General features: G+C 69.6%; 22 protein-coding genes and 1 pseudogene. 13 read left to right on the top strand and 10 right to left on the bottom strand.

All coding sequences use genetic code 11. From position 1 onward, the window contains the following. Positions 1-126 precede the first annotated feature (126 nt). The 4 genes from J5X75_RS28445 to J5X75_RS28430 all read right to left on the bottom strand — a co-directional run bounded on the left by J5X75_RS28445 (position 127) and on the right by J5X75_RS28430 (position 4,753). Positions 127-2,415, bottom strand: a complete 2,289-nt coding sequence (locus J5X75_RS28445) for a galactose oxidase-like domain-containing protein (RefSeq protein WP_208470591.1) — start codon at positions 2,413-2,415, stop codon at positions 127-129. 259 nt (positions 2,416-2,674) lie between these two features. Further along, positions 2,675-3,034 carry a hypothetical protein gene (locus tag J5X75_RS28440; RefSeq protein ID WP_208470590.1) on the bottom strand — a complete coding sequence of 120 codons (360 nt, stop codon included), beginning with the start codon at positions 3,032-3,034 and terminating at the stop codon, positions 2,675-2,677. Between the two features lie 101 nt (positions 3,035-3,135). Beyond that, positions 3,136-4,122, bottom strand: coding sequence for a trypsin-like serine peptidase (locus J5X75_RS28435; RefSeq protein WP_208470589.1), 987 nt, complete (start codon positions 4,120-4,122; stop codon positions 3,136-3,138). A gap of 475 nt (positions 4,123-4,597) precedes the next feature. Next, a complete protein-coding gene (locus J5X75_RS28430; protein WP_208470588.1) occupies positions 4,598-4,753 on the bottom strand; it encodes a VOC family protein in 156 nt (51 codons plus the stop codon). Between the two features lie 72 nt (positions 4,754-4,825). Between J5X75_RS28430 and J5X75_RS28425 the strand changes: the two genes are divergently transcribed. Continuing rightward, the gene (locus tag J5X75_RS28425; protein ID WP_208470587.1) at positions 4,826-4,981 is read left to right on the top strand and encodes a hypothetical protein; all 156 of its coding nucleotides are present in this window, start codon (positions 4,826-4,828) and stop codon (positions 4,979-4,981) included. A gap of 297 nt (positions 4,982-5,278) precedes the next feature. Then, complete coding sequence (locus J5X75_RS28420; RefSeq protein WP_208470586.1) at positions 5,279-8,653, top strand: 3-keto-alpha-glucoside-1,2-lyase-like domain-containing protein; 3,375 nt, start codon at positions 5,279-5,281, stop codon at positions 8,651-8,653. Positions 8,654-8,708: 55 nt separating this feature from the next. Here J5X75_RS28420 and J5X75_RS28415 read toward each other — a convergent pair whose 3' ends face one another. Further along, positions 8,709-10,613: a serine hydrolase domain-containing protein gene (locus J5X75_RS28415; RefSeq protein WP_208470585.1), complete on the bottom strand. Its 1,905-nt coding sequence runs from the start codon at positions 10,611-10,613 to the stop codon at positions 8,709-8,711. A gap of 176 nt (positions 10,614-10,789) precedes the next feature. On the opposite strand from J5X75_RS28415, the gene J5X75_RS28410 reads away from it, so the two are divergent. Both J5X75_RS28410 and J5X75_RS28405 read left to right on the top strand, forming a co-directional pair. Further along, positions 10,790-11,914, top strand: a complete 1,125-nt coding sequence (locus J5X75_RS28410) for a sensor histidine kinase (RefSeq protein WP_208470584.1) — start codon at positions 10,790-10,792, stop codon at positions 11,912-11,914. Next, complete coding sequence (locus J5X75_RS28405; RefSeq protein WP_208470583.1) at positions 11,911-12,564, top strand: response regulator; 654 nt, start codon at positions 11,911-11,913, stop codon at positions 12,562-12,564. The genes J5X75_RS28410 and J5X75_RS28405 overlap by 4 nt, the downstream gene beginning before the upstream one ends. Positions 12,565-12,589: 25 nt before the next feature. Here the strand turns inward: J5X75_RS28405 and J5X75_RS28400 are convergent, their stop codons facing one another. Next, positions 12,590-13,474 carry a bile acid:sodium symporter family protein gene (locus J5X75_RS28400; protein ID WP_208470582.1) on the bottom strand — a complete coding sequence of 295 codons (885 nt, stop codon included), beginning with the start codon at positions 13,472-13,474 and terminating at the stop codon, positions 12,590-12,592. A gap of 212 nt (positions 13,475-13,686) precedes the next feature. On the opposite strand from J5X75_RS28400, the gene J5X75_RS28395 reads away from it, so the two are divergent. Beyond that, the gene (locus tag J5X75_RS28395) at positions 13,687-14,508 is read left to right on the top strand and encodes a helix-turn-helix domain-containing protein (RefSeq protein ID WP_307798313.1); all 822 of its coding nucleotides are present in this window, start codon (positions 13,687-13,689) and stop codon (positions 14,506-14,508) included. A gap of 55 nt (positions 14,509-14,563) precedes the next feature. Here the strand turns inward: J5X75_RS28395 and J5X75_RS28390 are convergent, their stop codons facing one another. Further along, positions 14,564-14,770 carry a DUF397 domain-containing protein gene (locus tag J5X75_RS28390; protein ID WP_208470580.1) on the bottom strand — a complete coding sequence of 69 codons (207 nt, stop codon included), beginning with the start codon at positions 14,768-14,770 and terminating at the stop codon, positions 14,564-14,566. 315 nt (positions 14,771-15,085) lie between these two features. On the opposite strand from J5X75_RS28390, the gene J5X75_RS28385 reads away from it, so the two are divergent. Further along, positions 15,086-16,051, top strand: coding sequence for a GGDEF domain-containing protein (locus J5X75_RS28385; RefSeq protein WP_208470579.1), 966 nt, complete (start codon positions 15,086-15,088; stop codon positions 16,049-16,051). 23 nt (positions 16,052-16,074) lie between these two features. Here the strand turns inward: J5X75_RS28385 and J5X75_RS28380 are convergent, their stop codons facing one another. Together J5X75_RS28380 and J5X75_RS28375 are read right to left on the bottom strand one after the other, a co-directional pair. Next, positions 16,075-17,307, bottom strand: coding sequence for a sensor histidine kinase (locus tag J5X75_RS28380; RefSeq protein WP_208470578.1), 1,233 nt, complete (start codon positions 17,305-17,307; stop codon positions 16,075-16,077). A 9-nt stretch (positions 17,308-17,316) separates the two neighbouring features. Beyond that, entirely contained in the window at positions 17,317-17,979 is a 663-nt protein-coding gene (locus J5X75_RS28375) for a response regulator transcription factor (protein ID WP_208470677.1), read from the bottom strand. Between the two features lie 199 nt (positions 17,980-18,178). On the opposite strand from J5X75_RS28375, the gene J5X75_RS28370 reads away from it, so the two are divergent. The 7 genes from J5X75_RS28370 to J5X75_RS28340 all read left to right on the top strand — a co-directional run bounded on the left by J5X75_RS28370 (position 18,179) and on the right by J5X75_RS28340 (position 24,996). Beyond that, positions 18,179-18,778: a hypothetical protein gene (locus J5X75_RS28370; protein WP_208470577.1), complete on the top strand. Its 600-nt coding sequence runs from the start codon at positions 18,179-18,181 to the stop codon at positions 18,776-18,778. After that, positions 18,775-19,893: a peptidoglycan-binding protein gene (locus J5X75_RS28365; RefSeq protein WP_208470576.1), complete on the top strand. Its 1,119-nt coding sequence runs from the start codon at positions 18,775-18,777 to the stop codon at positions 19,891-19,893. The genes J5X75_RS28370 and J5X75_RS28365 overlap by 4 nt, the downstream gene beginning before the upstream one ends. Positions 19,894-19,967: 74 nt before the next feature. Continuing rightward, positions 19,968-20,669, top strand: a complete 702-nt coding sequence (locus tag J5X75_RS28360; RefSeq protein ID WP_208470676.1) for an ABC transporter ATP-binding protein — start codon at positions 19,968-19,970, stop codon at positions 20,667-20,669. A 1-nt stretch (position 20,670) separates the two neighbouring features. Further along, on the top strand, positions 20,671-21,867 hold the full coding sequence (locus J5X75_RS28355; protein WP_208470575.1) for an ABC transporter permease: 1,197 nt from the start codon (positions 20,671-20,673) through the stop codon (positions 21,865-21,867). A gap of 227 nt (positions 21,868-22,094) precedes the next feature. Further along, positions 22,095-23,081, top strand: coding sequence for a phosphotransferase family protein (locus J5X75_RS28350; RefSeq protein WP_208470574.1), 987 nt, complete (start codon positions 22,095-22,097; stop codon positions 23,079-23,081). Positions 23,082-23,119: 38 nt separating this feature from the next. Continuing rightward, positions 23,120-24,436 carry an MATE family efflux transporter gene (locus tag J5X75_RS28345; protein WP_208470573.1) on the top strand — a complete coding sequence of 439 codons (1,317 nt, stop codon included), beginning with the start codon at positions 23,120-23,122 and terminating at the stop codon, positions 24,434-24,436. 221 nt (positions 24,437-24,657) lie between these two features. Beyond that, entirely contained in the window at positions 24,658-24,996 is a 339-nt protein-coding gene (locus J5X75_RS28340; RefSeq protein ID WP_208470572.1) for a hypothetical protein, read from the top strand. A 29-nt stretch (positions 24,997-25,025) separates the two neighbouring features. Here J5X75_RS28340 and J5X75_RS46570 read toward each other — a convergent pair. Next, positions 25,026-25,143: pseudogene (locus tag J5X75_RS46570) on the bottom strand (IS5 family transposase); the annotation flags it as partial.

The raw sequence follows: 25,143 nt of genomic DNA, 5'->3' as shown, positions 1-25,143 counted from the left end.
CGCCCCGGCTGGGGGTGGGGGCGGGCCGCCGGGGCCGGGGCCCGGCCGCCCGCCGAGGCGATGATCGAACGAGGGAGGCCGGCGCCCACCGCTTGAGCACGGGGCCGGATCCCGATGGTGCCGGTCTCAGCGCCGGTACGTGCGGTTCTCGCTGTAGACGACGTTTCCGGCGTTGTCGTATGCCCGCAACCGCACGGTGAACGTCCGGCCGTACCTGGCCGGGTCGAGGACCAACTGGTAGGCGGCCGTCCTGTCGACGGCCGCGACCTTGCCGTCGACCAGCATCTCGACCCGGCTGACGCCGCGTTTGTCGCTGACGGTGGCGGAGATCGTCACCTTCTTGCTCAGCGTGCTGTCGTTCTTGGGCGCGCCGGTGAGGCGCAGTGCCGGCTTCTGGTTGTCGACCAGCACCTTCCGGGTCGTCACCGTGACGTTGTTGAGCTTGTCGTAGACCCGGACGGTCATCGTGGCGGCGCCGTCACGTGCGGCACGGTCCCAGCGCAGCGAGGCGCTGCCGTCGCTCTGGAGAGCCTTGACGCTGTCGGCCGGCTTGCCGTTGATCAGCAGCTCGGCGCCGGAGATGCCGCTCGGATCGCTCGCCTCGACCCGGATCCGGTCGCCGGCCCGGAGGTAACCGTCGGTGGACGGGAACCGCACCCGGCTGGTCGGGCCGGAGACGTCCGCGGTGGTGCGGTCCCGGTCGTACACGGTGACCGTGCCCGCGCCGGACCGCTTGATCGTGACCATCTGCGACGGCGTCGGAACACCGTTGCCGTCCACCCCGGACAGCAGGTACGTGCCGGGCGGCAGCAGCTTCGCGTTCGCCGGCATGGTGGCGGTCACCACGGGGCCGATCTGGCGGAACGACAGCGGCACCCGCCGCTGGTCGGTGTTGTACGAGTGAGTGACGCTGGTGGCCCGGATCAGCGACAGGGACGCCAGCTTGCGGTTGTCCGCGAGCCCGAGCGACACCTTGCCGCCGTAGGTCAGCGAGCCGCTGATGCCGGTGATCCGCGGCCGGTTCGCCCAGCGCACCCGTCCGTCGGCGCCCTTGGTGAACAGGTACGGCGGGTAGTAGATCTCGGCGTTGAAGTTGTCCTCCGGCCCGGGCACCCCGCCGGCCGCGGTCAGCACCGAACCGCCGGGCAGCAGCACCGCGGTGGAGTGGTAGCTGCGGATACGCTGCGCCTTGGCGGCGTTACGCCACCGGCCGGTGGCCGGGTTCCAGATCTCCGAGTCGTACTGGGAGTTGGCCGCGCCGCCCTGGGTGCCGACCCGGGTGCCGCCGTTGGCGAGCACCTCACCGTTGGGCAGGACGGTCAGGTTGAGCCAGTTGCGGGCGAGCCGCATCGCGGTGGTCGCGGCGGTGGCCGGCTTCGCGCCGTTGATGTCGACGAGGGTGGCCCGGTTGGTGGCGACCTGGTTGCTTCCGTTGTTGTACTGGCCGCCGCCGGCGAACAGCAGTTTGCCGGGCGCGTACATCACCGAGGAGCCGGAGACGCCGATCGGCACGGGCAGGGTGCCCAACGGGGTCACCCGTCCGGCGCCGGCCGGGTCGAGCTTCCACATCCGATCGTACGAGACGCCGAAGACCTTGCCGTCCGGTGCGACGTACGCCCGTGGGTACCACCAGCGGTTGTCCCGTGCGCCGAACGCGACCGCGCTGTCCGCGCCGGTGAGCCGCGTCCACTGGCCGGTGCCGGTGCCGACCTCCGGGGTGGTGGCCACGGTGGAGTTGTCGTTCGGCTTCTGGAACGCGTCGACGTTGTAGGAGTTGCCGCCGCCGAGCACCAGCATCCGGTCGTCGGGCAGGCGCAGCACGGAGGCGTACCACCGCTGCCGGTTCAGCGGGGAGCCCATCGTCTGCCGGCCGTTCGCCGGGTCGTAGACCATGGTCGCGGTGGTGGAGTTGCCGCCGACCATCAGCAGCCGGCCGTCGGGCAGCCGTTCCAGCGAGTTGCAGAAGGCGTCGTAGTGGTGCGGGGACGTCGCCTGCCGGTGCGCGCCGGCGCCGACACCCGCGGCCGGGTCCCAGTCGTCGTAGGAGAATCCGCCCTGCTGCGCGGTGTTCGGCGGCGTCCCGTAGCTGACCACGTGACCGTTGGGCAGCAGCGCCATGTGGATGCCCACCAACGGCCACGCCGCCTGCGGCGAGTACATGCCGGTGACGTGGGCGTTCGCCGCCGGGAGGATCTTGCCGAGGTGGGGCTCGGCGGGTTGGTTCAGCGCGACCCGGCTCGATCCGACGATCACCTGGGCGGTGCCGGCGGCGAGGGCGTGGACCGTGGCGTGGTCGTGCTGCGGCGCGGGGTCGTTCTCGGCGGAGAGGGCGGTCCCCACCGACAGCGCCATTCCTCCCGCGACGACCGTCCCGACGGTGGCGCCCGCCACCCATCGGCGTCTGCGGCGCGACATCTCCCGAACCATTCCCGCTCCCTCCACACGGCCGTGGTGCGGCGTCACGGAGCCGCCGCACCACGAGTCATGACCGCTCGGTATCGGCGGAACCGTCGGAAGGCAGGTCCGCACGGGTGTCGGCCGATCGCATGCTTCGCATACCGAGCATCGATACGATGCCGGGCGATCTTACGGTCATCGGTCGACAGGCGGACATAAGGGTCCGCCGGTGGTGGAACCGACCCGCTCACACCGGTGGAGTGTCCGTAGCGCCCACTCAGGTCACGCTCAGCACGCCGTCCGCGAGGGTGCCCTGGACGGTGGTCTCGCCACCCCACACGATGCCCTGGGCGGACTCGCGGTTCGGGATCAAGTCGGCGGCCAGTCCCTGGACGACCAGGGCGGGGGTGCCGCATTGCGGGGGATAGGAGCCGGCGAGCCCGGTGCAGAGGTGCGTCACCTGGTCCTTCGTGACCAGGATGTAGCCGCGCACCCGAACCTGTCCGGTCCCGACGTCGAGTGCCTCCTGCACGGTGAGCACACCGCCGTCGTCCGCTCCGGTGTCCGGTGCCGCGCATCCGAACAGGACGGTCAGCACGCTGATCGCGATCATGACGGTGATGCGGGAAGTGCTCATCGGGATCCTCCGTTTTCGTCGTCGACGGATGGGACGCCGCGGCGAGCTTCCCGGTTTCACGCGAAGGGTGCCAGGCATTCGCCCGGCACCCTTCGGTTTGTTTACAGGTTGGCGACGGTGTTGTAGAAATCGCGTGCGTTATTTCCGAAGTAGGGGCCGTTCCACTTGTACCGAACGCCACTGGAGTTCCAGAAGACCCAACTATTGACGGAGTCGAGCCAGCCGAAGGTGCCATCGAAGTCGTCCAGCCACGGCCCGCCGCTGGCGCCCTCGGTCATGTTGCAGTTGATCCCGTTGTGTCCGCCGTCACTGTACGACTGCCCGGTGCAGTATTTGAGGATCTGCCCGTTGAACGGAGTCCTGGACGGGTAGCCGAACTGGAACTGATATTGCGACAGGGGATAGTTCCATTCGATGCCCTGCCCGCCGACATAGTCGACGATTCTGGTGCCGGCGGCGTTGGTGAACATGACCGCCGCGCCGATGTCCTCGGCCCGGTTCGCGCCGTTGTGCCACGCGGTACGCGTCCAGAGCTGGCGGGCCGTCCATTGCCCGTACGGCGCGTTGCCGTTGTTGTAGCCGGGCACGAAGACCCACGGTGCGCTGTTGTACCAGGTGCCCGAGCCGTTGGAGACGCAGTGCCCGGCGGTGAAGACGAGGTTCTTGCCGCCGCTGTTGACGGTGCTGCCGGAGCAGACGTAGTTGCCGCCGTCGGCCCCGACGAAGAAGACCTTGCCCGACGTCGCCCCGGGCGGCGAGGTCGTCGAGCTCCACGTGGCGGCGCTGGAGCCCGGATCGGCGAGCTGTGTGACCGACCTCTGTCCTTGCACGAAGGGGGCCGAACCGTTGATCTTGCCGGCGGCTCCCTGGGGTTTCGCCTGCTCGGACAGCTTCGCATTGGTGGCCGCATCCACCTTGGGAACCGGCACGGGCTTCGCGCTGAGCATGCGCTCCGCGGTCCAGTAACCTGCCGCGGAACGCGCGGCGGCCGGCGCGACGGAGGTGCCGACGCTGCCGGACGCGGGGGCGGCCTCGACCGGGGCGGCCAGGGCCGCCCCGACGAGTGCGCCGGCGAGTGGAATCGCCACGAAAAGTGATCGGAGGCGTCGTAGCATGTGTCCCCTTTCGCAGGAATCGGCTCGAATGCAGTGATTTACTGCATCCGCCGCCGGGCAGACGGGGGTCGTGATCGATTGATCTACTCTTTGTCCCCGTGCAGCAATGCGACTATAGGGCGCACAGTGAGAGCCATCTATGGCTGGAATGAATGCTCGCCATCAAATCGGGGCATCGATACAGGTCAAGGCCACGATCATTTGATGAAGCTTAACAACATATTCATCAACGTAGCGCCGATCTTGTTTCCGGCGCCGGGCCGGTGGGGGCGGTTTGATCGGTTCGCGCGTTTCAGGGGCTGGTGAAATGGGCCTGTCGATCAGCACGGTGGTGCAAGTGTCCACTGCGCCACCGTGCGGATCGACCAAGGGACCCCCCCGGGGGGGTCCTGGTGCCCCCCCCCCCCCGGGCCCCCTCGACCATGGGACCCCGCAGGGGTCGCGACCGTCAAACCGGGCCGAAACCGTTGTCGGCCATCCACTGCGGGTCCGGCGCCACCGTCTGCAGAACCTCGACCAGCAGCCCGTCCGGTCCGGCGACCTGGAACCGGCGCTGTCCCCACGGCTCGGTGACCACCGGCAGGACCACCTCCAGGCGCGACACGCGGCAAGACCGTGGTCGGCCCGCGAACCCGATCTGACCGAGGGGCCGGTCCTGCTCACCGAGGGCCGCCTGATGGGGGTGTGGACCGGGCACGAGCTGGCCGGCCGCACGTCGGTGTCGATGGAGGACTTCGCCGGGCGCACCGGCGGGTTGAGTCAGCGGGCACGGGCCTTCGTGGACGTGGCGTCGGCGCTGGGCCCCCGGGCCTACACCGCGCCGCTGGGCTGACCACGACCGGCCACCCCGGATCCGGAAAGAACGTTAACGATCGACACCTTTCGAGGTGTTGTCAAGTGCTCTCGAATCATGAACTACCTTCAGAAAGCCAACTTTCGCATGTGTCGATGAAAGTTCCGTTCGAACACCTCGAAGATCTGGACCGGTGCGCGAAAAGCGTCCTACGGTGACGCCCTCCACACGTTCGCGTCAAGGGCATGTGACGCCGCACGGCCTCCTCAAGGGACCTCCGGCGCCAGCGGATCCACCTCCGGAGCCCCGAGCGCCTCCATCCCCCGAGGAGAACGGATGCTCATAACGCCGTACCGGAAAGTCTTCTTGTCGCTGGTGACCCTCAGCCTCGCCGCCGCGGCCGGCGCGTCGACCGCCCTGCCCGCTCACGCCGCACCGCCCCCGCAGGAGCCGGGCGTGACGCTGCGGGTCTTCGATGTCCAGACCCCTCTGGACAAGATCTGCACCTTGAAGCCCGCCCAGACCCCGAACATCGACAAGCTGATGCCCACCATCGCCTGGACCGGCGGGGACTTCGGCATCGAGGACAACTTCGTCGCCCAGGTGCTCGGCAACGTGACGGTCCCGGCCGCCGGCGCCTACACGTTCCGGTTGACCAGCGACGACGGCTCCCGGCTCTCCGTCGCCGACACCCTGGTGATCAACCACGACGGCCTGCACGGAGCGACGGCCAAGGAGGGCACGATCACCCTGGCCGCCGGCATCCACCCGCTGCGGATCGACTACTTCGAACGTGGTGGCGGGCAGACGCTCACCCTGGAATGGCGCGCGCCGGGCGCCACCGCCTTCACGGTGGTGCCGAACTCGGCCCTGAGCACCGACGCCGGCGTCGTCCGGGTGACGGCACCCGGCCGCAAGGAATGCGAGAGCGCCGGCGACAGCCCAGGCGACGGCCTACCGCTGACCGGGGTGCACCCCGGCTACGACCTGACCAACCTGCGGCCCGGAACCTTCCAGCCCAAGGTCACCGGAATGGACTGGTTCCCCGACGGCCGCCTCGCCGTGCTCACCTGGGGCGGCGCGGACGACTCGGGCACCTCGTCGGCGGGCGAGGTCTTCATCCTCGGCAACGCGACCGGCACCACCAGCCCGGGCAACGTGACGGTCAAGAAGGTCGCCGGCGGACTCAAGGAGCCGATGGGCCTCAAGATCGTCGACGGCGTGATCTACGTGTCGGAGAAGGCCCGGCTCACCCGGCTCGTCGACACCACGGGCGACGAGGTGACCGACCAGTACCAGAGCGTCGCGACCTGGCCGTACGGCGGAAACTTCCACGAATTCGCGTTCGGCCTGCTCTACGAGGCGCCGAACTTCTACCTCAACCTGTCGGTGTCGATCAACTACGGCGGCAACACCACCAGCCCGCAGCCCGCCGCCAACCGCGGCACCACCATCAAGGTCAACAAGGACACCGGCGCGGTCTCCTACGTCGCCGGCGGCCTGCGCACCCCGCACGGCATCGGCTGGGGACCGGAGAACGGCCTGTTCGTCACCGACAACCAGGGCGGCTGGCTGCCCTCCTCCAAACTGCTGCACATCAAACAGGACCGCTTCTTCAACCACTACACGACCCCGCCCGGCCCGTTCGACGCCAAGCCGGTGACCGCACCGGTGCTGTGGATGCCGCAGAACGAGATCGCCAACTCGCCCAGCACACCGGTACTGGTCAAGGAGGGCGTCTACGCCGGGCAGCTGCTGATCGGCGACGTCACCTACGGCGGTATCCAGCGCGCCTACCTGGAAAAGGTCAACGGCGAGTACCAGGGCGCCCTGTTCCGGCTCACCCAAGGGCTGGAAGCGGGCGTGTCGGAGCTCAGCATCGGACCCGACGGCGCGATCTACGCCGGCGGCCTCGGCGCCGGCGGCAACTGGGGACAGACCGGCAAGCTCACCTACGGTCTGCAGAAGCTGAGCCCCAACGGCAAGAACACCTTCGACATCCTGGCCATGCGCGCGAAGAACGGCGGCTTCGAACTCGAATACACCAAACCGCTGTCCACCGAGACGGCCAACGCGCTGGCGGCACGATACGTGGTCAAACAATGGCGGTATCAGCCCACCGCCACCTACGGCGGCCCCAAGATCGACGAGCAGGCCCTGAACATCACCTCGGCCAGCCTGTCGGCGGACCGCAAGAAGGTCACCCTGGCCATCGACGGCCTCAAGGCCGGGCACGTGGTGCACGTACGATCGCCGCGCCCGTTCTCCGCCGACACCGGCGAAACGCTCTGGAGCACCGAAGCCTGGTACACCCTCAACTCGCTGACCAGCGGCCCGCCGCCGATCGGCAACACCTATCAGGCGGAGAACGCCGGCCTGTCCGGTAGCGCCGGCGTGGCCAGCAACCACACCGGATACACCGGCTCCGGCTTCGTGGCCGGCTACGGCACCGTCGGCGCCACCACGACGTTCACCGTCACCGTCGCCGCGGCCGGCACCTACGACGTGGCATTGCGCTACGCCAACGGGCCCAACCCCTTCACCGGTACGAAGAAGATCAGCGTGTACGCCAACGGCACCAAGGTCGGGCAGACCAGCCTGGCCGACACCGGTGCCTGGGCGAACTGGACCACCAAGACCGAGAGCATCCCCCTCAACGCCGGCGCGAACACCATCGCCTACCGGTACGACACCGGCGACGACGGCCACGTCAACCTCGACGCCATCACCATCAGCGGCGGCACCGCACCGATCATCGGTCTCGCCGGCAAATGCCTGGACGTCGACCACGCCGGGACCGCCGACGGCACCAAGATCCAGCTCTGGACGTGCAACGGCAGCAACGCCCAGAACTGGAGCCGCGCCGGCACCACCTTCCGCGCCCTCGGCAAATGCCTGGACGTCGACAACGGCGGCACCACCAACGGCACCAAGGTCCAGCTGTGGACCTGCAACGGCTCCGCGGCACAGGTCTGGCAGCCGCAACCCAACGGCTCCATCCTGAACCCGCAGTCCGGCAAGGTCCTGGACGTCGCCACCGCCAGCTCCGCCGACGGCACCCAGATCCACATCTGGGAGTACGTGGGCGGCGCCAACCAGCACTGGATCCTCGGCGGCGGATCCGGCGCGGTCGTCCTGTTCGACGGAGACGACCTGGACTCCTGGCAGAAATCCGACGGCACCGCGGCGAACTGGCCACTGTCCGGCGGGTCGATGGAGGTCATCGGCGGTGACATCCGCACCCGGCAGACCTTCACCGACTTCAAACTGCACGTCGAGTGGTGGGAACCCACACTGCCGTCGAACGTGACCGGCCAGCAACGTGGCAACAGCGGCATCTACCTCCAGGACCGCTACGAACTTCAGGTCCTCGACTCGTACGGCGACACCACGCTCGCCAACGACGAGGCCGGCAGCATCTACCTGAAGAAGGCACCCGACAGCAACGCCGCACGGGCGCCGGAGACCTGGCAGACCTACGACATCACGTTCCGGGCGGCCCGCTTCAACAGTTCGGGCGCCAAGACCGAGAACGCCCGCGTGACCGTCGTGTGGAACGGCGTCACCGTCCACAACGACGTGGCGATCGACGGGCCCACCGGCGGGGGAGCGGCCGAGAACGCCGCGCCCGGCCCCATCCGCCTACAGGACCACGGCGACGCGGGCGCGAACGTGCGCTACCGCAACATCCGCATCGAACCGCTCGGCTGACCACCGCGACGCGGTGCCGGGAGGAGTCCCGGCACCGCGTCACCGCCCGCACACCTCACCAGCCGAGCAGATTCCACTGCCACAGGAACCAGGTCAGGGCCACCATCGCCGTCAGCAGGGCCACCTGGTGGACACGGGCGGCCAGGCCGGCACCACTGCCGCGCCAGCCGGTGACCGTCACACCCGTCGCGGCCACGGCCGCCGCCAGCGCCACGACCGGCACGCCCAACAGCAAACGGAAACTCAGCGGTACGCCGTAGAGGAACTCGCCGGACCGGGTCAGCACCGTGACGATCAACCCGCCCAGGAACACCACACCGAGCATGGCCGCGGCCACCGCCAGCCGGCGCGCCAGCCGCCAGACCGGCGTCGTTGCGGCCGGGCGCCGCCGGATCCGGCGTACCAGCCAGCCGATCGCCAGGGCCGGCACGCCGAGGACCGGCAGCAGGAAGGCCAGGAGCACACCCAGGTTGACCGGAAGGGTCTCGGCACGCGACATCAGTTCGGCCGCCGATCCGTCGGTGGCCACGTAGTGCCGGCCGTCCGTACCGACGAGGAACACCAGCCGGTCGCCGTCGGCGGCCTGATACCGGCCGTCGTCCTGCGGCGTCCACGTCTTCTGCCGGAACGTGACCGTGCCGGCATCGTCGATGGCCAGCCGGGACGGCGAGAGCAGAGTGGTGAACTTCTCGAAGGAGGTCGCGTTGTGCCGGGTCGGCTTGTAGAACCCGGCCTGTGGCCCGGCCGGCCGCGCCGCGCCGACGGTGGCCGGGTCGGCCTGCCCGCCGCCGGCGGCACCACGCTCCGGAGCGAACCGGTCGAAGAAGTCGTCGACGAGCCTCTGCAGGTCCGGGTTGCCGCCGCTGAGGCTGTTCATGGTGAGGAACAGTCCGAGGTCGCAGTCCGGCACCAGCATCATGATGCTGGTGAAACCCTCCCAACCGCCGTCGTGCATCAGGACCCTGTGACCGTTGATCGTGCGTTCCTTGAAGCCGTGGGCATAGCCGTCGACGCGCGGGTCGGCGGTGAACGAACGCTGATGCATCCGCGCCGTGGTCTGCGGGGTGAGGATCCGCCCGGCACCGAAGCGGCCCTCGTGCAGGTGGGCGTTCATGAAGCCGGCCATGTCCGCCGCGGTGGTGGTGATCGAGCCGTCCGGCGGCATCCGGTCGAAGGTGAACGGATACACCTTCGGCGGGGTGAGGTCGGTGTCGTAGCTGCGGGCCAGATCGGGGGCCAGGGCGGCGGGCACCGGCTCGGCGGCGGTGCTGTGTGCCATGCCGAGCGGGTCGAGCAGGTGCCGCTGGACGTACTGGTCGTAGCGTTCACCGCTGACCTCGCTGACGATGTGGCCGGCGAGGGCGGCCCCGTAGTTCGAGTAGGCGGAGACCTCACCGGGTGGGCGGATCCGGGCGGGCATGTGGTCGGCCAGGTACCGGCCCAACGGCGGCACGTCGGCGGCGTCGCGCGCGCCGGTGCCGGTGATGACGTCCTCGAAACCGGCGGTGTGGCTCATCAGGTGCCGCAGCGTGACCGGCCGGTCGTAGGTGGCCGGCACCTGGAAGCCGGTGAGATACCGGTTCACGTCCGCATCGAGGTCGAGGCGGCCGGCCTCCACCTGCTGCATGACCGCCGTCCACGTGAACAGTTTGGAGATCGACGCGATCCGTACCAGGGAACGGGACGCGTCGAAGGGCACGGCACGTGCGGTGTCGGCCATCCCGTACCCCTTGGCGAAGGCCGTGGCGCCGTCGGCGGCGACCGACACCGCCGCGCCGGGCACCCGCGCGGCCGTCAACCGGGTGGGCAGGGCGCCGTCGAAGAACCCGGCCACAGCGGCCGGAGTGGCCGGCGGGCACGCGGCCGGCACCGCCGCGGCCGGCTGCGCGGGTGCGACGGCCGGTACCGCCACGCAGCCGAGGGCCAGGCTGATCAGTGTCCGGCGGGTCAGGGCTCTCATCGTGGTGCTCCTCGGGTCTCATCGCTGGCGGGCGATGCCGAGCCTGCCGCTGACCGGTGCGCCGGCACATCGCCGCGCGGTCGGCGCCGGAATCCCACGAAAGGCGCACCAGGCGAGCCCCGATCGTCGACGAAAGTCGCAGTGGCCGCCCGGGCGGCGTTGCCTAGGCTGCCGACATGCGAACGCGACCTTGGGACCCCAGGCTGACGGATGCCGCGTTGGTGCTGGTGTGTCTCGCGCTGAGTGTGCTGGCGGTGAAGACGCCCTGGTCGCCGCTGCCGTGGCCGGTCGTGGCGGTGTCCGGGGCGCTGGGCAGCGTGGCCGTGTGGCTTCGCCGCCGGTGGCCGGTGGCCGGCGCGGTCACCGGTGCGGGTACGTTCGCGCTGGCCGGCAATCCCGGGCCGCTCCTGATCGGGCTCTACCACGGTGCCCGGTACGCGTCACGTCGCGGCCGCTGGCTGTGCGGGCTCGCCGCGTGGGCCGGTTTCGTGGGGTGGTCCTGGTTCGACACCGGCCGGCTGACCCTGGACAACGTCGCCTTCCCGCCCCTGGGTATCGGCCTGGTGGTCCTGGCCGGCATCAATCTCGCCACCCGCGACGAACTGCTGGCGTCCCTGCAGGAGCAGGCCCGGCGGGCCGAGTCCGAGCGGCTGCTGCGCGACGAGCAGGCCCGCGCCGCCGAGCGCACCCGCATCGCCCGGGAGATGCACGACGTCCTGGCCCACAAGATGTCGCTCATCGCCCTGTACGCCGGTGCGCTGGAACTGCGCGCCACCGACGATCCGAAACTGCGCGACGGCACGGTGCTGATCCGCACCACGGCCCGGGAGGCGCTGGTGGACCTCCGTGAGGTGCTGGGCGTTCTGCGTACCGACGTGGCACCCGCATCGGAGGCCGCCACCGCCGGGCAGTTCCCGGACCTGAGCGCACTGGTCGGGGCGTCCAGCCGAGCGGGACACCCGGTCGAGTTGCACGACGAGGCCGGCGACCTGCCGGCGGCCACCGCCCGGGTGGTGTACCGCATCGTCCAGGAAGGCCTGACCAACGCCCACAAACACGCACCCGAGGCGCCGACGACCGTGTCGGTGAGCCGTACCGGGGACGGGAGCGTCGCCGTGTCCGTCCACAACGAGACGGGTGCCGCACCGATGGACCTGCCCGGCTCCGGGGCCGGGCTGGTGGGCCTGGCGGAGCGGATCCGGCTGGTCGGCGGGTCGTTGCGCAGCGGTCCGGTGACCGGGGAAGGCTGGCAGTTGTCCGCCGTCGTACCCTGGCTGGACCCTCGACCGGAGGTTCGATGATCTCAGTACTGCTCGCCGACGACGAGGCGCTGATCCGGGCCGGCCTGCGGATGATCCTGGAGACGAGCGACGACCTGACCGTCGTCGACGAGGCCGGTGACGGTCAGGCGGCGGTGGCCGCCGTGCAGCGGCACCGGCCCGACGTCGTTCTGATGGACATCCGCATGCCCCGCCTCGACGGGCTCGACGCGACGGCGGCCATCCGGGCCAGGCCGCGACCACCGGCGGTCATCGTGCTCACCACGTTCAACACCGACCACGACGTGTTCCGGGCCCTCGAGGCGGGCGCCACCGGATTCCTGCTGAAGGACACGCCACCGGCCGATCTGCTGCGAGCCGTACGCCTCGCCGCCGCGGGCGACGCCATGCTGTCACCGAGCGTGACCCGCCAGGTGATCCAGCGCTTCACCGCGGAGGACCGGTCGCGCAGCCGGGCCGCGGCACTCGACAGGCTCCGTCCGCTGACCGAACGGGAGCGCGAGGTGCTCGTACAGATCGGGCTCGGTCACGCCAATGCCGTCATCGCCCGCGCCCTGCACATGAGCGAAGCCACCGTGAAGAGCCACATCACCCGCCTGTTCGAGAAGCTCGCGGCCACCAACCGGGTCCAGTTGGCCATCGCCGCGTTCCGGGCCGGTCTGGTCGACTGACCCGGTCGCCGGCCGGCCCGGTCGCTCAGGCGTCGGCACTGCTGGGCCGGGTGGCCCGCGGCCGGGTGACGAGGTAGCCGAAGGCGGCCGCGGTGAAGAACATGACGATGCCGTAGACGGCGCCCGGAATCGCCATCTCCGTGCTGTTCAGCAGGGCCGGGCTGACCGCCACGGTGATCGCCAGGGTGCTGTTGTGGATGCCGATCTCCATGCCGGCGGCGATCGATTCGCGCCGGCCGGCCCCGGCGAGGCGGGGCGCGCCGTACCCGACGGCGAGGCTGACCACGTTGAAGATCAGGACCGCGACGCCGACGGCGGCCAGGTATTCGACGATGTTGTCGCGTTCCTTGAGCAGCGTCCCGGCGATCACCGCGACCAGGACGATCACCGACAGAATCTTGACCGGCCGGGCGAGCCGGTCGGCGAGCCCTTCCCGGAGTGCCCGGATCGCCATGCCGATCGCGACCGGCACGAGCACGATGGCGAAGACCTGCAGCACCTTGTCGAACTGCAGCCCGATCGACGTGCTGTCGGCGAGGAGGTATCCGGCTGACAGGTTCACCACCACCGGCAGCGTGACCACCGCGAGGACCGAGTTGACCGCGGTCAGGGTGACGTTGAGCGCCACGTGCCCGCCGAAGAGGTGGCTGTACAGGTTGGCCGTGGTGCCGCCGGGCGATGCCGCGAGCAGCATCATCCCGACGGCGAGTTCGGGCTCGAGGTCCAGGGCGACGACCAGTCCGAAGCAGAAGGCGGGCAGCAGCAACGCCTGGCAGGCGAGGGCGATGAGCGCCGGTTTCGGGTACCGCCCGACGCGCCGGAAGTCGGCGACGGTGAGACCGAGGCCGAGGCCGAGCATGATGATGCCGAGCGCGATCGGCAGCCCGATGGTCGTCAATGGCGAATCCATGCCGCATTCTGCGTCGCCGCAGGGATGCGAGGAATCCTCATTTCGGCCGATCGTGTGGCGCCGGTCATAGCCGCCGGGTTCGACCGGCGAACACCGGCTCGTCCCCCCAACTCGTTGAAGGTGCAACGACGGGTTGGCTGTTGACAATGCGGCCTTGCGGGTACGGTAATCGGCGTCACCGTCCATAGGGGTTGGCAAGGCGGAGGTAGGGCGTGCCGGTCACAGGCCAACGCGTCGTGCGGCGGGCGTTGGGGCGGCGGTTGACGCGGCTGCGCACGGCGTCCGGGATGAGCCGGCGGGACGTGGTGCAGTCGCGGCTGGGCATCTCGGAGCCGACGCTGCACCGCATCGAGACGGGCAAGGTGCCGGTGACCGGGGCAAACGTCCGCGCCCTCTGCTGGCTCTACGGTGCGGACCAGAGCGTCACCGACGCGCTTGCCGACCTCGCGCTGGGCACGTCACAGCAGGAGTGGTGGGACGCCAGCCCGGTCATCCCCGAGTGGTTCAAGCTGTATGTCGGGCTGGAGGCGTCCGCATCCCGCATGTTCGGGTACGACGGCGAGGTCGTTCCCGGCGAACTGCAGACCCCGGAGTACGCGCGAGCCGTCTTCGGCGCCGAGCAACCGGCCGACGAGGAGGTCGCCGAGCGCCACATCAACCTTCGCATGCAGCGGCAGAAGACGCTGTTCGCGCGCAACCCTCCGATCCGCCTCGTGACGGTGCTCGGCGAGGGAACGCTGACCCGGCCGGTCGGTGGCGAGCAGGTCATGAAGGGCCAGATCGAGCATCTACGACGGCTGTCTCGAGAGGGTACGGCCGACGTCCGGGTCCTGCCGTTCTCGGTCGGGGCGCACGCGGCGATGGCCGGCGCGTTCCGGATCCTGGAGTTCGACGACCCGGACGATCCCGACGTGGTCTACCTCGAATCCCACGTCGGTGCCCTCTACCTGGAGGAGCAGGTCGAGGTTGACGAGTACCGGCGGGTCTTCGACCTCATCAGCAGAGATTCCGTGCCGGTCGCGGAGTTCCGGTGACGACCTGAGAAACGGGTCCTCGCCCGCGTCGCCGGCTATCGCGCAATGGGGTTGATCAGTCGGTCAGGAGCTTGTCGAACTCGCCGCGCTTGGCGCCGAACAGGAACGAGTCCCACTCCTCGATCGTGAACACCACCGTGCCGGCCTCGCGTGCCTTGCTGTTGCGGACCTCGATGAGACCGTCCTGGCGGCGGGCCTCGACGCAACTGCCTCCGTTGCCTGTCGACCTGCTGGAGATGATCCAGCCACCTTCACTACTCATCAGTGCCCTCCCCCGAGTTGATCACTGTGGGTGATCGTCCTGCCACCGAGTGAGTGGCTGGACGCGGCCGTCAATGCCTGCCCGAAGTGCAAAATCAGGATTTCACGTCCACGGGCGGCTCTTTCACCACGAAAGAGCACGCACCTAAAGTAGCCGAAACGTGCTTCGCATGCATCATGTCACCGTGACAGTTGTCCACGTGAAATCTTGCACGTGCCCAGGCCGGCTGCCATGATTCCACTGTGGCGCTTGGCGACCCCTCGCCGTCGACTCGACAGCTCCCGCTGGTCCGCCAGAGATCGGAGAGGACGGCCGATGCGGATCCTCGATCCTGCCGCCGCCGACACGGGCGGCGTTCCGTCGGATGACACTCAGCCGAGGACCGAGCCCGAAACCGCCCGCCTCCAGGCCCGCATCGATCAACTCGCGGCGCACGTCCAGCAGATGGAGCAGGAGCGAGCCTCACTCCAATGGATGGCAGGCCACGACGACCTCACCGGACTCGCCAACCGCCGCCTCTTCCACACCCTCGCCCCGGACCTGCTGCGCGACGACGACCACTCGTCGGCCGTCCTGATCCTCGACCTCAACGGTTTCAAACCCATCAACGACACCTACGGGCACGATGCGGGTGACGAGGTCCTCTGCGTGGTCGCCCGGCGCATCGTCGACTGCCTGGGTGACCCCCTGGTGGCCCGGTTCGGCGGTGACGAGTTCGCCGCGCTGCCGCGCGCCCCGCGCGCCGATGTCCCGCCGACGTGGTGGCACGAGGTGGCCGGCGCGCTGAGCGCCGCGATCGCGCCGCCGATGAACGTGCGGGGCCACACCCTGTCGGTCACCGCCTCGATCGGCGTCGTGCCGGCTGGGCGCTCCGGCGACCTTCCCGACCTGCTGCGCCGCGCGGACCAGGCCATGTTCAGCGCCAAGCGGCACGCGAAAACCACCGACAAGGCCGGTATCACCTGGGTGGTGGCCACCAAGACCGGCGACCACACCGGGACGTACGAGCCGGCCGCCGTCCCGGTGCCCCCGCCGGGCCCGGCCGCCTCCGGATCCGCGGTGGTGTACCGGCCGGGCGACCCGGTGTGGGTGCACCGCGGTGGCGCCCGTCGTGCGGGAGTGGTCGAGGGCGCCTGCGAGTGGGCGGCCCTGGTCCGCTACCGGGCCCAGAACGGAGCCGGAACGATGGTCGACACGATCCCCACGAACTGTCTCACGGCCCGGGCCGAAGCCGATCCCTACCTGGACCCGAAGTCCTCCGCCTCTGATCGCGCGAACTGACGGACACCGGGACGCCGGTCACGTCACCGGGGCGGCGCCGTGGTGTGCACGGGCGCCTCGGGGAACGTGACGGTGACCGCGAGCCCGCCACCCGGGCGGGGAGCGATGTGCACGGTCCCGTCGTGGGCCTGGACGATCGCCTGGACGATGGACAGACCCAGCCCGAGCCCGTCGGTGTGTGCCGTCCGGTCGGTCCGCAGGCGTTGGAAGGGCTGCAGGAGCCGGTCGATCGCCTCCGGCGGGACCACGGGGCCGCTGTTGCGGACGGTGAGGACGGCACGGGCGCCGACGGTGGTGACGTCGACCTCGAGCCAGCCGTGGGGGGTGTTGTGCCGGATGGCATTGTCGATCAGGTTCGTGATGAGACGTTCGGTGAGGTTGCGGTGTCCCGCCATCGGGGCCGGCGTGATGCCGGAGCGAAGGGCGAGGAGCCGGTGCTCTGCTTCGGCCTGGCGCCTGGTCACCGCTTCCCGCGTGAGGTCACCCAGGTCGAACGGCTCACGAACTTCGATGCCGGCCTGGCCCCGGGCGAGAGTGAGCAGCGCCTCGATGAGCCGTTCCTGCTGAGCGCCGGCGGCCAGGATGCGCTCGTGAGCGACGCGAAGAGACTCCTCCGAGGCGTTCGGGTCGGCGAGCGCCACCTGCCCGAGGGCCCGTTGCCGGGCCAGCGGGGTGCGAAGCTCGTGGGAGGCGTTGGCCACGAAGCGGCGCTGGGCCTCGAACGACACCTGTAGCCGGCTCAGCAGGCCGTCGAAGGTGTCACCGAGCTCCTTCAGCTCGTCGTCGGGCCCCTGCAGGGACAGCCGCTCGTCGAGGCTGGTGGCCGAGATCCGGCGGGTGGCCGCGGTGATGGTCCGCAGCGGGCGCAGCACCCGCCCGGCCATCAGCCACCCGAGAACGACCGAGGCGGCCGACATGATGGCGAGCGCGATGGCGGAGTTGACCCAGAGCGTCTGCAACACGACGACCCGCTGGCTCGCCAGGGCGGCCTCGGTCGCCGGCATCGAGAATTCCATCGACTGCCGGGGACCCGTGCCGCCGCCCACCTCCGGCAGCAGGGGCGACGGTGCGGCCTGCCCGGCCGGGGCCATCTGCGCGCCGTCCTGCGGGCCGGAGCCGATGTGCATGATCGAGTACCGCATCAGGAGATAGGTGATGATCAGCAGGGTGGCGCCGATGCCGAAGAACAGCAGGCCGAAGAGCACGGCCAGCCGCAGGCGGACGGTACGGCGTGGCAGGCGGGAAGGCAGCGGCACGTCGGTTCCTCAATCCTCGTGGATGCGGTAACCACGTCGGGCGACGGTCTCGATGATCGGCGGATCACCCAGCTTGGCCCGCAGCCGGCTCATCACGATCTTCACGGCATTGGTGAACGGGTCGGCGGACTCGTCCCACACGCGTTCCAGCAGCTCCTCCGCGGAGACGGCGCGGCCGTCGGCGGCCATGAGGATCTCCAGCACACCGAACTCCTTCGGGCGCAGATCGAGCGGGTGGCCGCCTCGCGTGCAGGTGCGGCGGGCGGTGTCCAGCACGAGGTCACCCTGGCGCAGGACCGGAGGCACCGGAGGCTGGACCCGGCGGGCGAGGGCGCCGACGCGCGCCACCAGTGCCGGAAAGTCGAAGGGTTTCGGCAGGTAGTCGTCGGCCCCCAGGTTCAGGCCCTCCACCAGGTCCTCGGTGGTGGCGGCCGCGGTGAGCATGAGGATGCGGCTGCGGCAGCCCGCCGTCATCAGCTCGTTGCACACGTCGTCGCCGTGCATGCCCGGAAGATCGCGGTCGAGGACGATGACGTCATAGCCGTTGCAGGTCGCCCGCTCCAGCGCGGTGACGCCGTCGAATGTCACATCGACCGCCATGTGCGCCTGACGCAACCCGACGGCGACGATCTGCGCCATCTCCTCGTCGTCCTCCACCACCAGCACTCGCATCCTCGCCGGACCCTCCACTTCGTATCCCGAGCCCCAGCCGTCCTGCATCAGCTTCCCCATGATGCTCCGGCGGCGGTTTCCCGGAGGTTTCAGCATCGCGGCGGTCGGCCTGCCCGACGTGATCGTGAAACGTAGGTGAAACCGGTCCTCCGATAGAAAGTCGCCGAGGCAAGAACACCGGTCGCACCAGGAGGACGAGATGTTCACGATCAAGCGCGCCGACGTGTCGCGCATCGGATGGCTTCGCCGCATTGGCGTCACCGCTCTACTGCTGGTGACGGCAGTGGTCGGCGCGGCCTGCGACAACGACTCCGGCGAGGGAGACAATGCGGTGGCGTCGCTGCCGGACGATTCGGCCGCGTCGGCGCCGGCCGTTTCCGGAAGTGGCACCGGCGACCTCGCCGCGTACGCCAACTGCCTGCGCAGCAACGGTCTCCCGGACTTTCCCGACCCGGAGAACGGCGCTCTCGCCCTGCCCGAAGGGATCAACCCGAACTCCAGGGAATTCAAGGACGCCGAGGCGAAATGCGCGCGGTACAAGCCCGAGGGCAAGCCGCAGAACGGCGGCGACGCGGGCGGGCAGACCTGGTCGCGGGAGGACAAACTCAAGTACGCGAAGTGCATGCGTGAGAACGGCGCGACCGGCTTCTCCGACCCGGACGCCAACGGCGATTTCGCCAACCGCAAGGGCGACGGCCCAGACCCGGAGTCAGCGCAGTACAAGGCCGCCGAAGAGGCGTGCAAGCAGTACAAGTCGACCATCCCTGAGGACGCGCCGCAGGGTGGAGCCGGTCAGTGAGCCAGACGGAGACCCGCACTGAACCTCAGGCGAACCGGGCGCGACGCCGGTGGCCGGCGGCGGTTGTCGTCCTGCTCCTGGCGGGCACCGGGGCCGCGACGGTCGTGGTCCTGCGCCCCGGGGAGAAGCAGGCCGAGCAGGCGACGTACCAGAACAGGACGCCGTTCGCGCTGGCGGACGTCACCAGGGGCGACATCTCCGCGACGTCGTTGCAGAACGGCAAGCTCGGCTACGCCGGCTCCTACCAGGTGGTCAACAACGCCGACGGCAAACTCACCGGCGCGCCGTCGGCCGGACAGGTGATCAAGGCGGGGAAGCCGATCTACCGGGTGGACGGCCAGCCAGTGATCTTCATGACGGGGCCCCACCTGCCGGCGTACCGGGCGCTCGAGCGGGGCCTCAAGGGCGCCGACGTACGGCAGCTGAACGCTTCCCTGGTGGCATTGAAGTACGCCACCAGGAGCCAGATCGACCCGGACTCCGACTACTTCGGCAAGCAGACCTACTGGGCCGTGTGGCGCTTCCAGAAGGCCATGAAGCTGGAGAAGACCGGTTCGGTGCCGCTCGGGCAGGTGATCTTTCTGCCGGCGAAGGAACTGCGCATCACCTCGGTCGCCTCGACCGTCGGTGCCGGCGTCGCCCCGGGAACGACCGTCCTGGAGGCGTCGTCCACGGAACGCCGGGCCGCGCTGTGGCTGAACGCGAGTCAGCAGTCGCAGGTCAAGGCCGGTGACAAGGTGACGGTCACGATGCCTACGGGCAAGTCCACGCCGGGCGTGGTGTCGGCGGTCGGCAAGATCGCGTCCACCGAGGGCGACAAGACGACCGTCGACGTCTCCATCAAGCTGTCCAAACCGGAGGAGACCGGCGCCCTGGACCAGACCCCGGTGCAGATCGCCATCGTCTCCGACGTGTCCGAGGACGTCCTCTCGGTTCCGGTGAGCGCGCTGCTGGCCCTCGCCGGCGGCGGGTACGCGGTCGAGGTGGTGGCCGCCACGGGGGCACACACACTCGTACGGGTCGAGACCGGACTGATCGACGACGGCGAAGGCCGGGTCGAGGTCTCCGGTGACGGCCTGGCCGAGGGACAGAAGGTCGCGGTGCCGGCGTCATGACGGGAAGGCAGACGGCCACGGACGACAGGGATGTCCCGCAGGAGGCGATCACCGCACCGCCCCGCAGCGAACCGGTGCTCCAGATGGACGACGTTCAGAAGGTCTACCCGGGTCTCTCCCCGGTGGTGGCGCTGGACAGCGCCACCTTCACCATCCATCGGGGTGAGCTGGTCGCCATCGTGGGTCCGTCGGGCTCCGGGAAGTCCACCCTGCTGCAGGTGATGGGCACCCTGGACAGGCCGACCGCGGGAACGGTCCGGGTCCTCGGTGACGACGTGGCCCAGATGTCCGACCGCGCTCTGGCCCGGCTGCGGGCGACCCGGATCGGCTTCGTGTTCCAGCAGTTCTTCCTGGCCGACCACGCCACGGCCCTGGAGAACGTCGCTGACGGGCTGTTCTATTCGGGCACCCGGCACCGCGACCGGATCGGCGCGGCCGGCATCGCACTGCAGCGGGTGGGCCTCGGTCATCGGGTGCACCACCGTCCGGCCGAGTTGTCCGGTGGTGAGCGGCAGCGGGTCGCGATCGCCCGCGCGCTGGTCGGCAGTCCGGCCATCGTGCTGGCCGACGAGCCGACCGGAAATCTGGACAGTGTCTCCGGCCGGTCGGTCTACCAGTTGCTGCGCCGGCTCAACGAGGAGGGCACGACGATCGCCGTGATCACCCACGACCGCGATCTGGCGGCCAAGCTGCCGCGCCGCATCGAGGTGCTGGACGGGCACATCGTCGCCGATGTCGCTCAGCACGAGCACCGGACCTTAGCGGAGGGGGACTGACATGCCGGCGACGGCTACCGTACGGCTGCATCCGGTCGACCTCGCCAGGGTGGCGAGCGTCGGGTTGCGTACCCGGCGGGTCCGGGCCACGTTGTCGGCCCTGGGCATCGCGATCGGGGTGGCGGCGATGGTCGCGGTGCTGGGCCTGTCCGCCTCCTCCCAGGCGGGCCTGCTGTCCGAGATCGACGAACTGGGCACCAACCTGCTCACGGTCGAGCCCGGCCAGACGATGTCCGGCGAGGCGGCGAAGCTGCCCGAGGACGCGGTGCCGATGATCTCCCGGATCGGCCCGGTCGAGAACGTGCAGAGCACCGGCGAGGTCACCGCCAAGGTGTACCGCACCCCGTACATACCGGAGGTCAACACCAACGGCCTGTCGGTGCACGCCGCGAGCCTCGGCCTGCCCGCCGCCGTCAGCACCTCGGTCGCTCAGGGGCAGTACCTCGACGCGGCCACCGCGACCCAGCCGGTCGCCGTGCTGGGTGCCGACGCGGCCCAACGGCTGGGCATCCACCACCTGATCCCGAACCAGCGGATCTGGGTCGGTGACCAGTGGTTCTACGTCGTGGGCATCCTGAACCCGGCGAAGCTGACTCCGGAGATCGACACCTCGGTGCTCATCGGATACGAGTCGGCAGCCCACTACCTGGACTTCGACGGTCACTCCACCAAGGTGTACGTGCTGTCGCAACCCGACCAGGTCACCTCGGTCCACAACGTGCTCGCCGCGACGGCCAACCCGGCCACGCCGGACGAGATCACCGTCAGCCGGCCGTCCGCGGCATTGATCGCCAGGGCCGCCGCCCAGTCCGCGTTCAACGGACTGTTCCTCGGTCTCGGTGCGGTCGCCCTGCTGGTCGGTGGGATCGGTGTGGCCAACACCATGGTCATCTCGGTGCTGGAACGCCGCTCCGAGATCGGGCTCCGGCGGGCCCTCGGCGCGACTCGGGGTGACATCAGAACCCAGTTCCTGTCCGAGGCGATCCTGCTCGCGGCGATCGGTGGCGCGGTGGGGGTGGGTGCCGGGGTGCTGGCCACGTTGGCCTATGCCCAGGTCAAGGGCTGGGAGACGGTGGTACCCCCACTCGCGTGGGCGGGTGGGCTGGGTGCCTCGATGCTCATCGGCGCGGTGGCGGGACTGCTTCCGGCCCTCCGCGCGGCCCGAATGGCACCGACCGAGGCGCTCCGAACGGCGTAGGCCGTGACCGACTCCCGCCTGCCCTTCGCCCCGTTATGTACATGGGTACGTAACGGGGCGCCGTGTGCCGGTCGAGCTCGTGCCGCGGGACAGCACGGGCGGTTGGAGCCGCGAAACCACTGGTGCTGAGAGCGCTCTCACGCGTACCGTCCGCGTCGTTCTCGTCGTCGCGGCGCGAGTCACCGGAACGAACATCGCGCACCCCCGTCAGCAAAATCGAGGCACCGATGGAAAGCATCACCAAGAACCGCCAGTCGCCGGACACCCTCCGCGCCATGATCGCCAAAGCCTACGGCCCGCACCAGGTCCCGGACGGTGACGACTGGCTGCGGGAGATGGGCCACGGCTGGTTCAACGTGGCCTATCGGATCCGGCTGCGGGACGACTCCGACGTGGTGCTCAAGATCGCTCCACCGTCGCACATCGACGTGATGACCTACGAGCACGGCGCGATGGGTATCGAACTCGCCACCCTGCGCCTGATCGCCGAGAACACCAGTGTTCCGGTCCCGCACGTCGACTACGCCGACCGCGGTCACGAACTCTGCGACGCCGACTGGTTCTTCATGCCCTACATCGATGCGGACAACTTCGGCATCGTCAAGGACACCCTCACCGCGGCCGAGCGGAACACCTACAACGAGGCCCTCGGCGCGGCCACCCGCGAGATCAACAGCATTCGGGGTACGGCGTTCGGCCCCCTCGCCGGGCCCGGCGACCCCACCTGGCGCGCCTGCTTCAACCGCATGATCGGTGACGTGCTCGCCGACGGCGAACGCCGTGACGTCGCCCTCGGCTACGACTACGACCTCATCCGCCGGGTGATCGCGCAGAACCAGGACTGCCTGGACGAGGTCACCGAACCCCGGCTCGTCGAGTGGGATCTGTGGGACAGCAACGTCATGATCCGCGACGGCAAGATCATCGCCATCATCGACCACGAACGCGCCTTCTACGGCGATCCGCTGATGGAGGCCGGGTTCACCGCCGTCGACCTGCCCGCCTTCGGCGACCCCGCGGCCTTCATGCGCGGCTACGGGCACGACGAGCTCACCGCCACGCAGCGGCGCCGCCGCAAGCTCTACACCCTCTACCTGATCCTCATCATGATCATCGAAACCGACTACCGCGGCCACACCGACACCACCCAGTACGACTGGGCCCGCGAACGCCTGCACGAGGTGATGGCACTGTTCGGCAGGGAGGCTCGCTGAACCGTTCCACCGACCGGCGCCCGACCCCGGGCGCGGCGATGCTCGGCAGCCGGCCGATCGGGCGGCTGCTGTGGCACACCTGCTCCCAGACCACGCTGTCGGTCGGCGTCTACGGCGTCTACGCCCTCACCAACGCCTGGTTCGTCGCCCGAGGCGTCGGCGCCGACGCCATGGCCGCGGTCAACCTCGCCGCCCCGGTCCTGCTCGTACTCGGCGCTGTCTCCACCACCGTCGGCGCGGGCGGCGCCTCGCTGGTCTCCCGCCGTCTGGGCGCCGGCGATCCGGCCGGCGCCGCCCGCGCCACCGGCAACGCCTTCGCCGTCTTCTGGGCCGCCGCCGTCCTGATCACCGTCGCCGGCCTGATCGGCATCGAACCGTTGCTCACCGCGCTCGGCACCGACCCCGCCACCCGGGACCTGACCCGCGACTACACGATCGTGCTGCTCTGCGGCGCGCTGGTGTCGACCGGCTTCTCCAGCCTGGTCCGTGCCGAGGGCCGCCTGCGGTTCTCCACCCTGCTGTGGGTCGTACCGGTCCTGGTCCAGATCACCCTCGACCCGATCCTGATCTTCGGGTTCGGCTGGGGTGTCCGCGGCGCGGCCCTCGGCACCGTCGGCGGCCAGGCCGTCTCCGCGGCGATGAGCATCTGGTTCTTCTTCCTCCAGCGCGACCGGCCCTACCGCATCACCCGCGCCGACCTGCGCCCCCACGGCCCGACCGTGCGCGCCCTCGTCGGGGTGGGCGCCCCGTCCTTCCTGGCCGGCTTCGGCGCGACCCTGCTGGCGGTGCTGGTCAACAACACCCTGTCCGGCTCGGGTGGCGCGGCTGCTCTGGCCGCCTATGCCGTGTGCGCCCGGATCCAGACGTTCGTCCTGATGCCGCAACTGGGCATCAGCCAGGGCCTGCAACCCGTCGTCGGCTACAACGCCGGGAGCGGCCGCCACGACCGGGTCCAGCGCGCCGAAGCCTTGGCCTTGCGCGCGACCGTCCTCTACGGCACGGCGACCGCGACGGTGGTCGCGATGCTGGCCGAACCGCTCGTGGCGCTGTTCCTGCCCGACGGCGAGGTTGCCGACACCGCCCGGTACGCCCTGCGCATCATCGCCGTCGGGTTCATCGCCGCGGGCGTCACACCGCTGATCTCGGCCTACAGCCAAGCTCTCGGCCGGCCCGCACTGTCCTACGCCGTCGCCATCGGCACCCTGATCGCCGTCAAAGCGCCCCTGGTCGTCGGCCTCGCCCGCACCGGGACGACGGGGGTCTGGGTGGCACTCGCCCTCGGTGAGATCGTCTCCGCGCTGACAGCCCTCATCCTCCTGCGCCGGCTCCGGCGGAACTCGCCAGCACCATGCTGACGCGGTCTCCGCGGGCTGGCCCAGGACAATTGTTCCTGCTTGTGCGCGACCGCGAACGCTTGCCGAGACTGCGACACGCCAGGCTGCGTCCGTCGGTAGCTGTCGGTAAAGGTTTCCGCAACAGCGTTGATGTCGGCCGTGAGACGTGGGTGAGAGCCAACAGCCTCTGCCACAACTAGCTCTCGGTGTGGTTCGTCGCGACAAAGGGGGGTGAATCAAGCATGCCGGCCCAGTTGCTGTACCTGAACCTGTTCTCGCAGCACCGCGAGGACTATGAGGGTATATTCCGGGCATTAAGGGAATTTGTCGGCGAAATTGCGAGGGCGCGCATGCAGTACACATCGGCCACAAACGCGTTGCGGCGTACGAGGCGGTGCTTCTCGGCGGGCGCGGTGGCTACGGCGAGCGTTGTCACTGGCCTGCTCGCCGTCGTCGCGTCGCCGACGGTGATCAGCACTGACCAGCACCAGGCCATCAAGGTCGACCCCAACCTCGATTCGGGTGGCGAGGTCGAGGTCGACATGTTTACCCAAGCACAGACCGACCTCATGACTGAGTGACGTTCCTAGGCCGTGTTTACAAGGTGGGTTCATAGCCACCTGTTGATCGCGGCGATCTGCACGGTGGCCAGGTAGCGCACGGCTAGCTTGTCGAACCGGGTGGCCACAGCCCGATGCTGTTTAAGCAGGCTGATGCCCCGTTCGACA

This window comes from Actinoplanes flavus (assembly GCF_017592555.1).
Classification (GTDB): domain Bacteria; phylum Actinomycetota; class Actinomycetes; order Mycobacteriales; family Micromonosporaceae; genus Actinoplanes; species Actinoplanes flavus.
The sequence above is the reverse complement of the archived record's forward strand: the minus strand, read 5'-3'. Positions and strand labels throughout refer to the sequence as shown.

Bases quoted from the DNA above. Each gene is read 5' to 3' on its own strand.
- J5X75_RS28445 (WP_208470591.1), bottom strand. From the start codon at position 2,415: ATGTCGCGCCGCAGACGCCGATGGGTGGCGGGCGCCACCGTCGGGACG.
- J5X75_RS28440 (WP_208470590.1), bottom strand. From the start codon at position 3,034: ATGAGCACTTCCCGCATCACCGTCATGATCGCGATCAGCGTGCTGACC.
- J5X75_RS28425 (WP_208470587.1), top strand. From the start codon at position 4,826: ATGGGGGTGTGGACCGGGCACGAGCTGGCCGGCCGCACGTCGGTGTCG.
- J5X75_RS28420 (WP_208470586.1), top strand. From the start codon at position 5,279: ATGCTCATAACGCCGTACCGGAAAGTCTTCTTGTCGCTGGTGACCCTC.
- J5X75_RS28415 (WP_208470585.1), bottom strand. From the start codon at position 10,613: ATGAGAGCCCTGACCCGCCGGACACTGATCAGCCTGGCCCTCGGCTGC.
- J5X75_RS28410 (WP_208470584.1), top strand. From the start codon at position 10,790: ATGCGAACGCGACCTTGGGACCCCAGGCTGACGGATGCCGCGTTGGTG.
- J5X75_RS28405 (WP_208470583.1), top strand. From the start codon at position 11,911: ATGATCTCAGTACTGCTCGCCGACGACGAGGCGCTGATCCGGGCCGGC.
- J5X75_RS28400 (WP_208470582.1), bottom strand. From the start codon at position 13,474: ATGGATTCGCCATTGACGACCATCGGGCTGCCGATCGCGCTCGGCATC.
- J5X75_RS28390 (WP_208470580.1), bottom strand. From the start codon at position 14,770: ATGAGTAGTGAAGGTGGCTGGATCATCTCCAGCAGGTCGACAGGCAAC.
- J5X75_RS28385 (WP_208470579.1), top strand. From the start codon at position 15,086: ATGCGGATCCTCGATCCTGCCGCCGCCGACACGGGCGGCGTTCCGTCG.
- J5X75_RS28375 (WP_208470677.1), bottom strand. From the start codon at position 17,979: ATGCGAGTGCTGGTGGTGGAGGACGACGAGGAGATGGCGCAGATCGTC.
- J5X75_RS28370 (WP_208470577.1), top strand. From the start codon at position 18,179: ATGTTCACGATCAAGCGCGCCGACGTGTCGCGCATCGGATGGCTTCGC.
- J5X75_RS28355 (WP_208470575.1), top strand. From the start codon at position 20,671: ATGCCGGCGACGGCTACCGTACGGCTGCATCCGGTCGACCTCGCCAGG.
- J5X75_RS28350 (WP_208470574.1), top strand. From the start codon at position 22,095: ATGGAAAGCATCACCAAGAACCGCCAGTCGCCGGACACCCTCCGCGCC.
- J5X75_RS28345 (WP_208470573.1), top strand. From the start codon at position 23,120: ATGCTCGGCAGCCGGCCGATCGGGCGGCTGCTGTGGCACACCTGCTCC.
- J5X75_RS28340 (WP_208470572.1), top strand. From the start codon at position 24,658: ATGCCGGCCCAGTTGCTGTACCTGAACCTGTTCTCGCAGCACCGCGAG.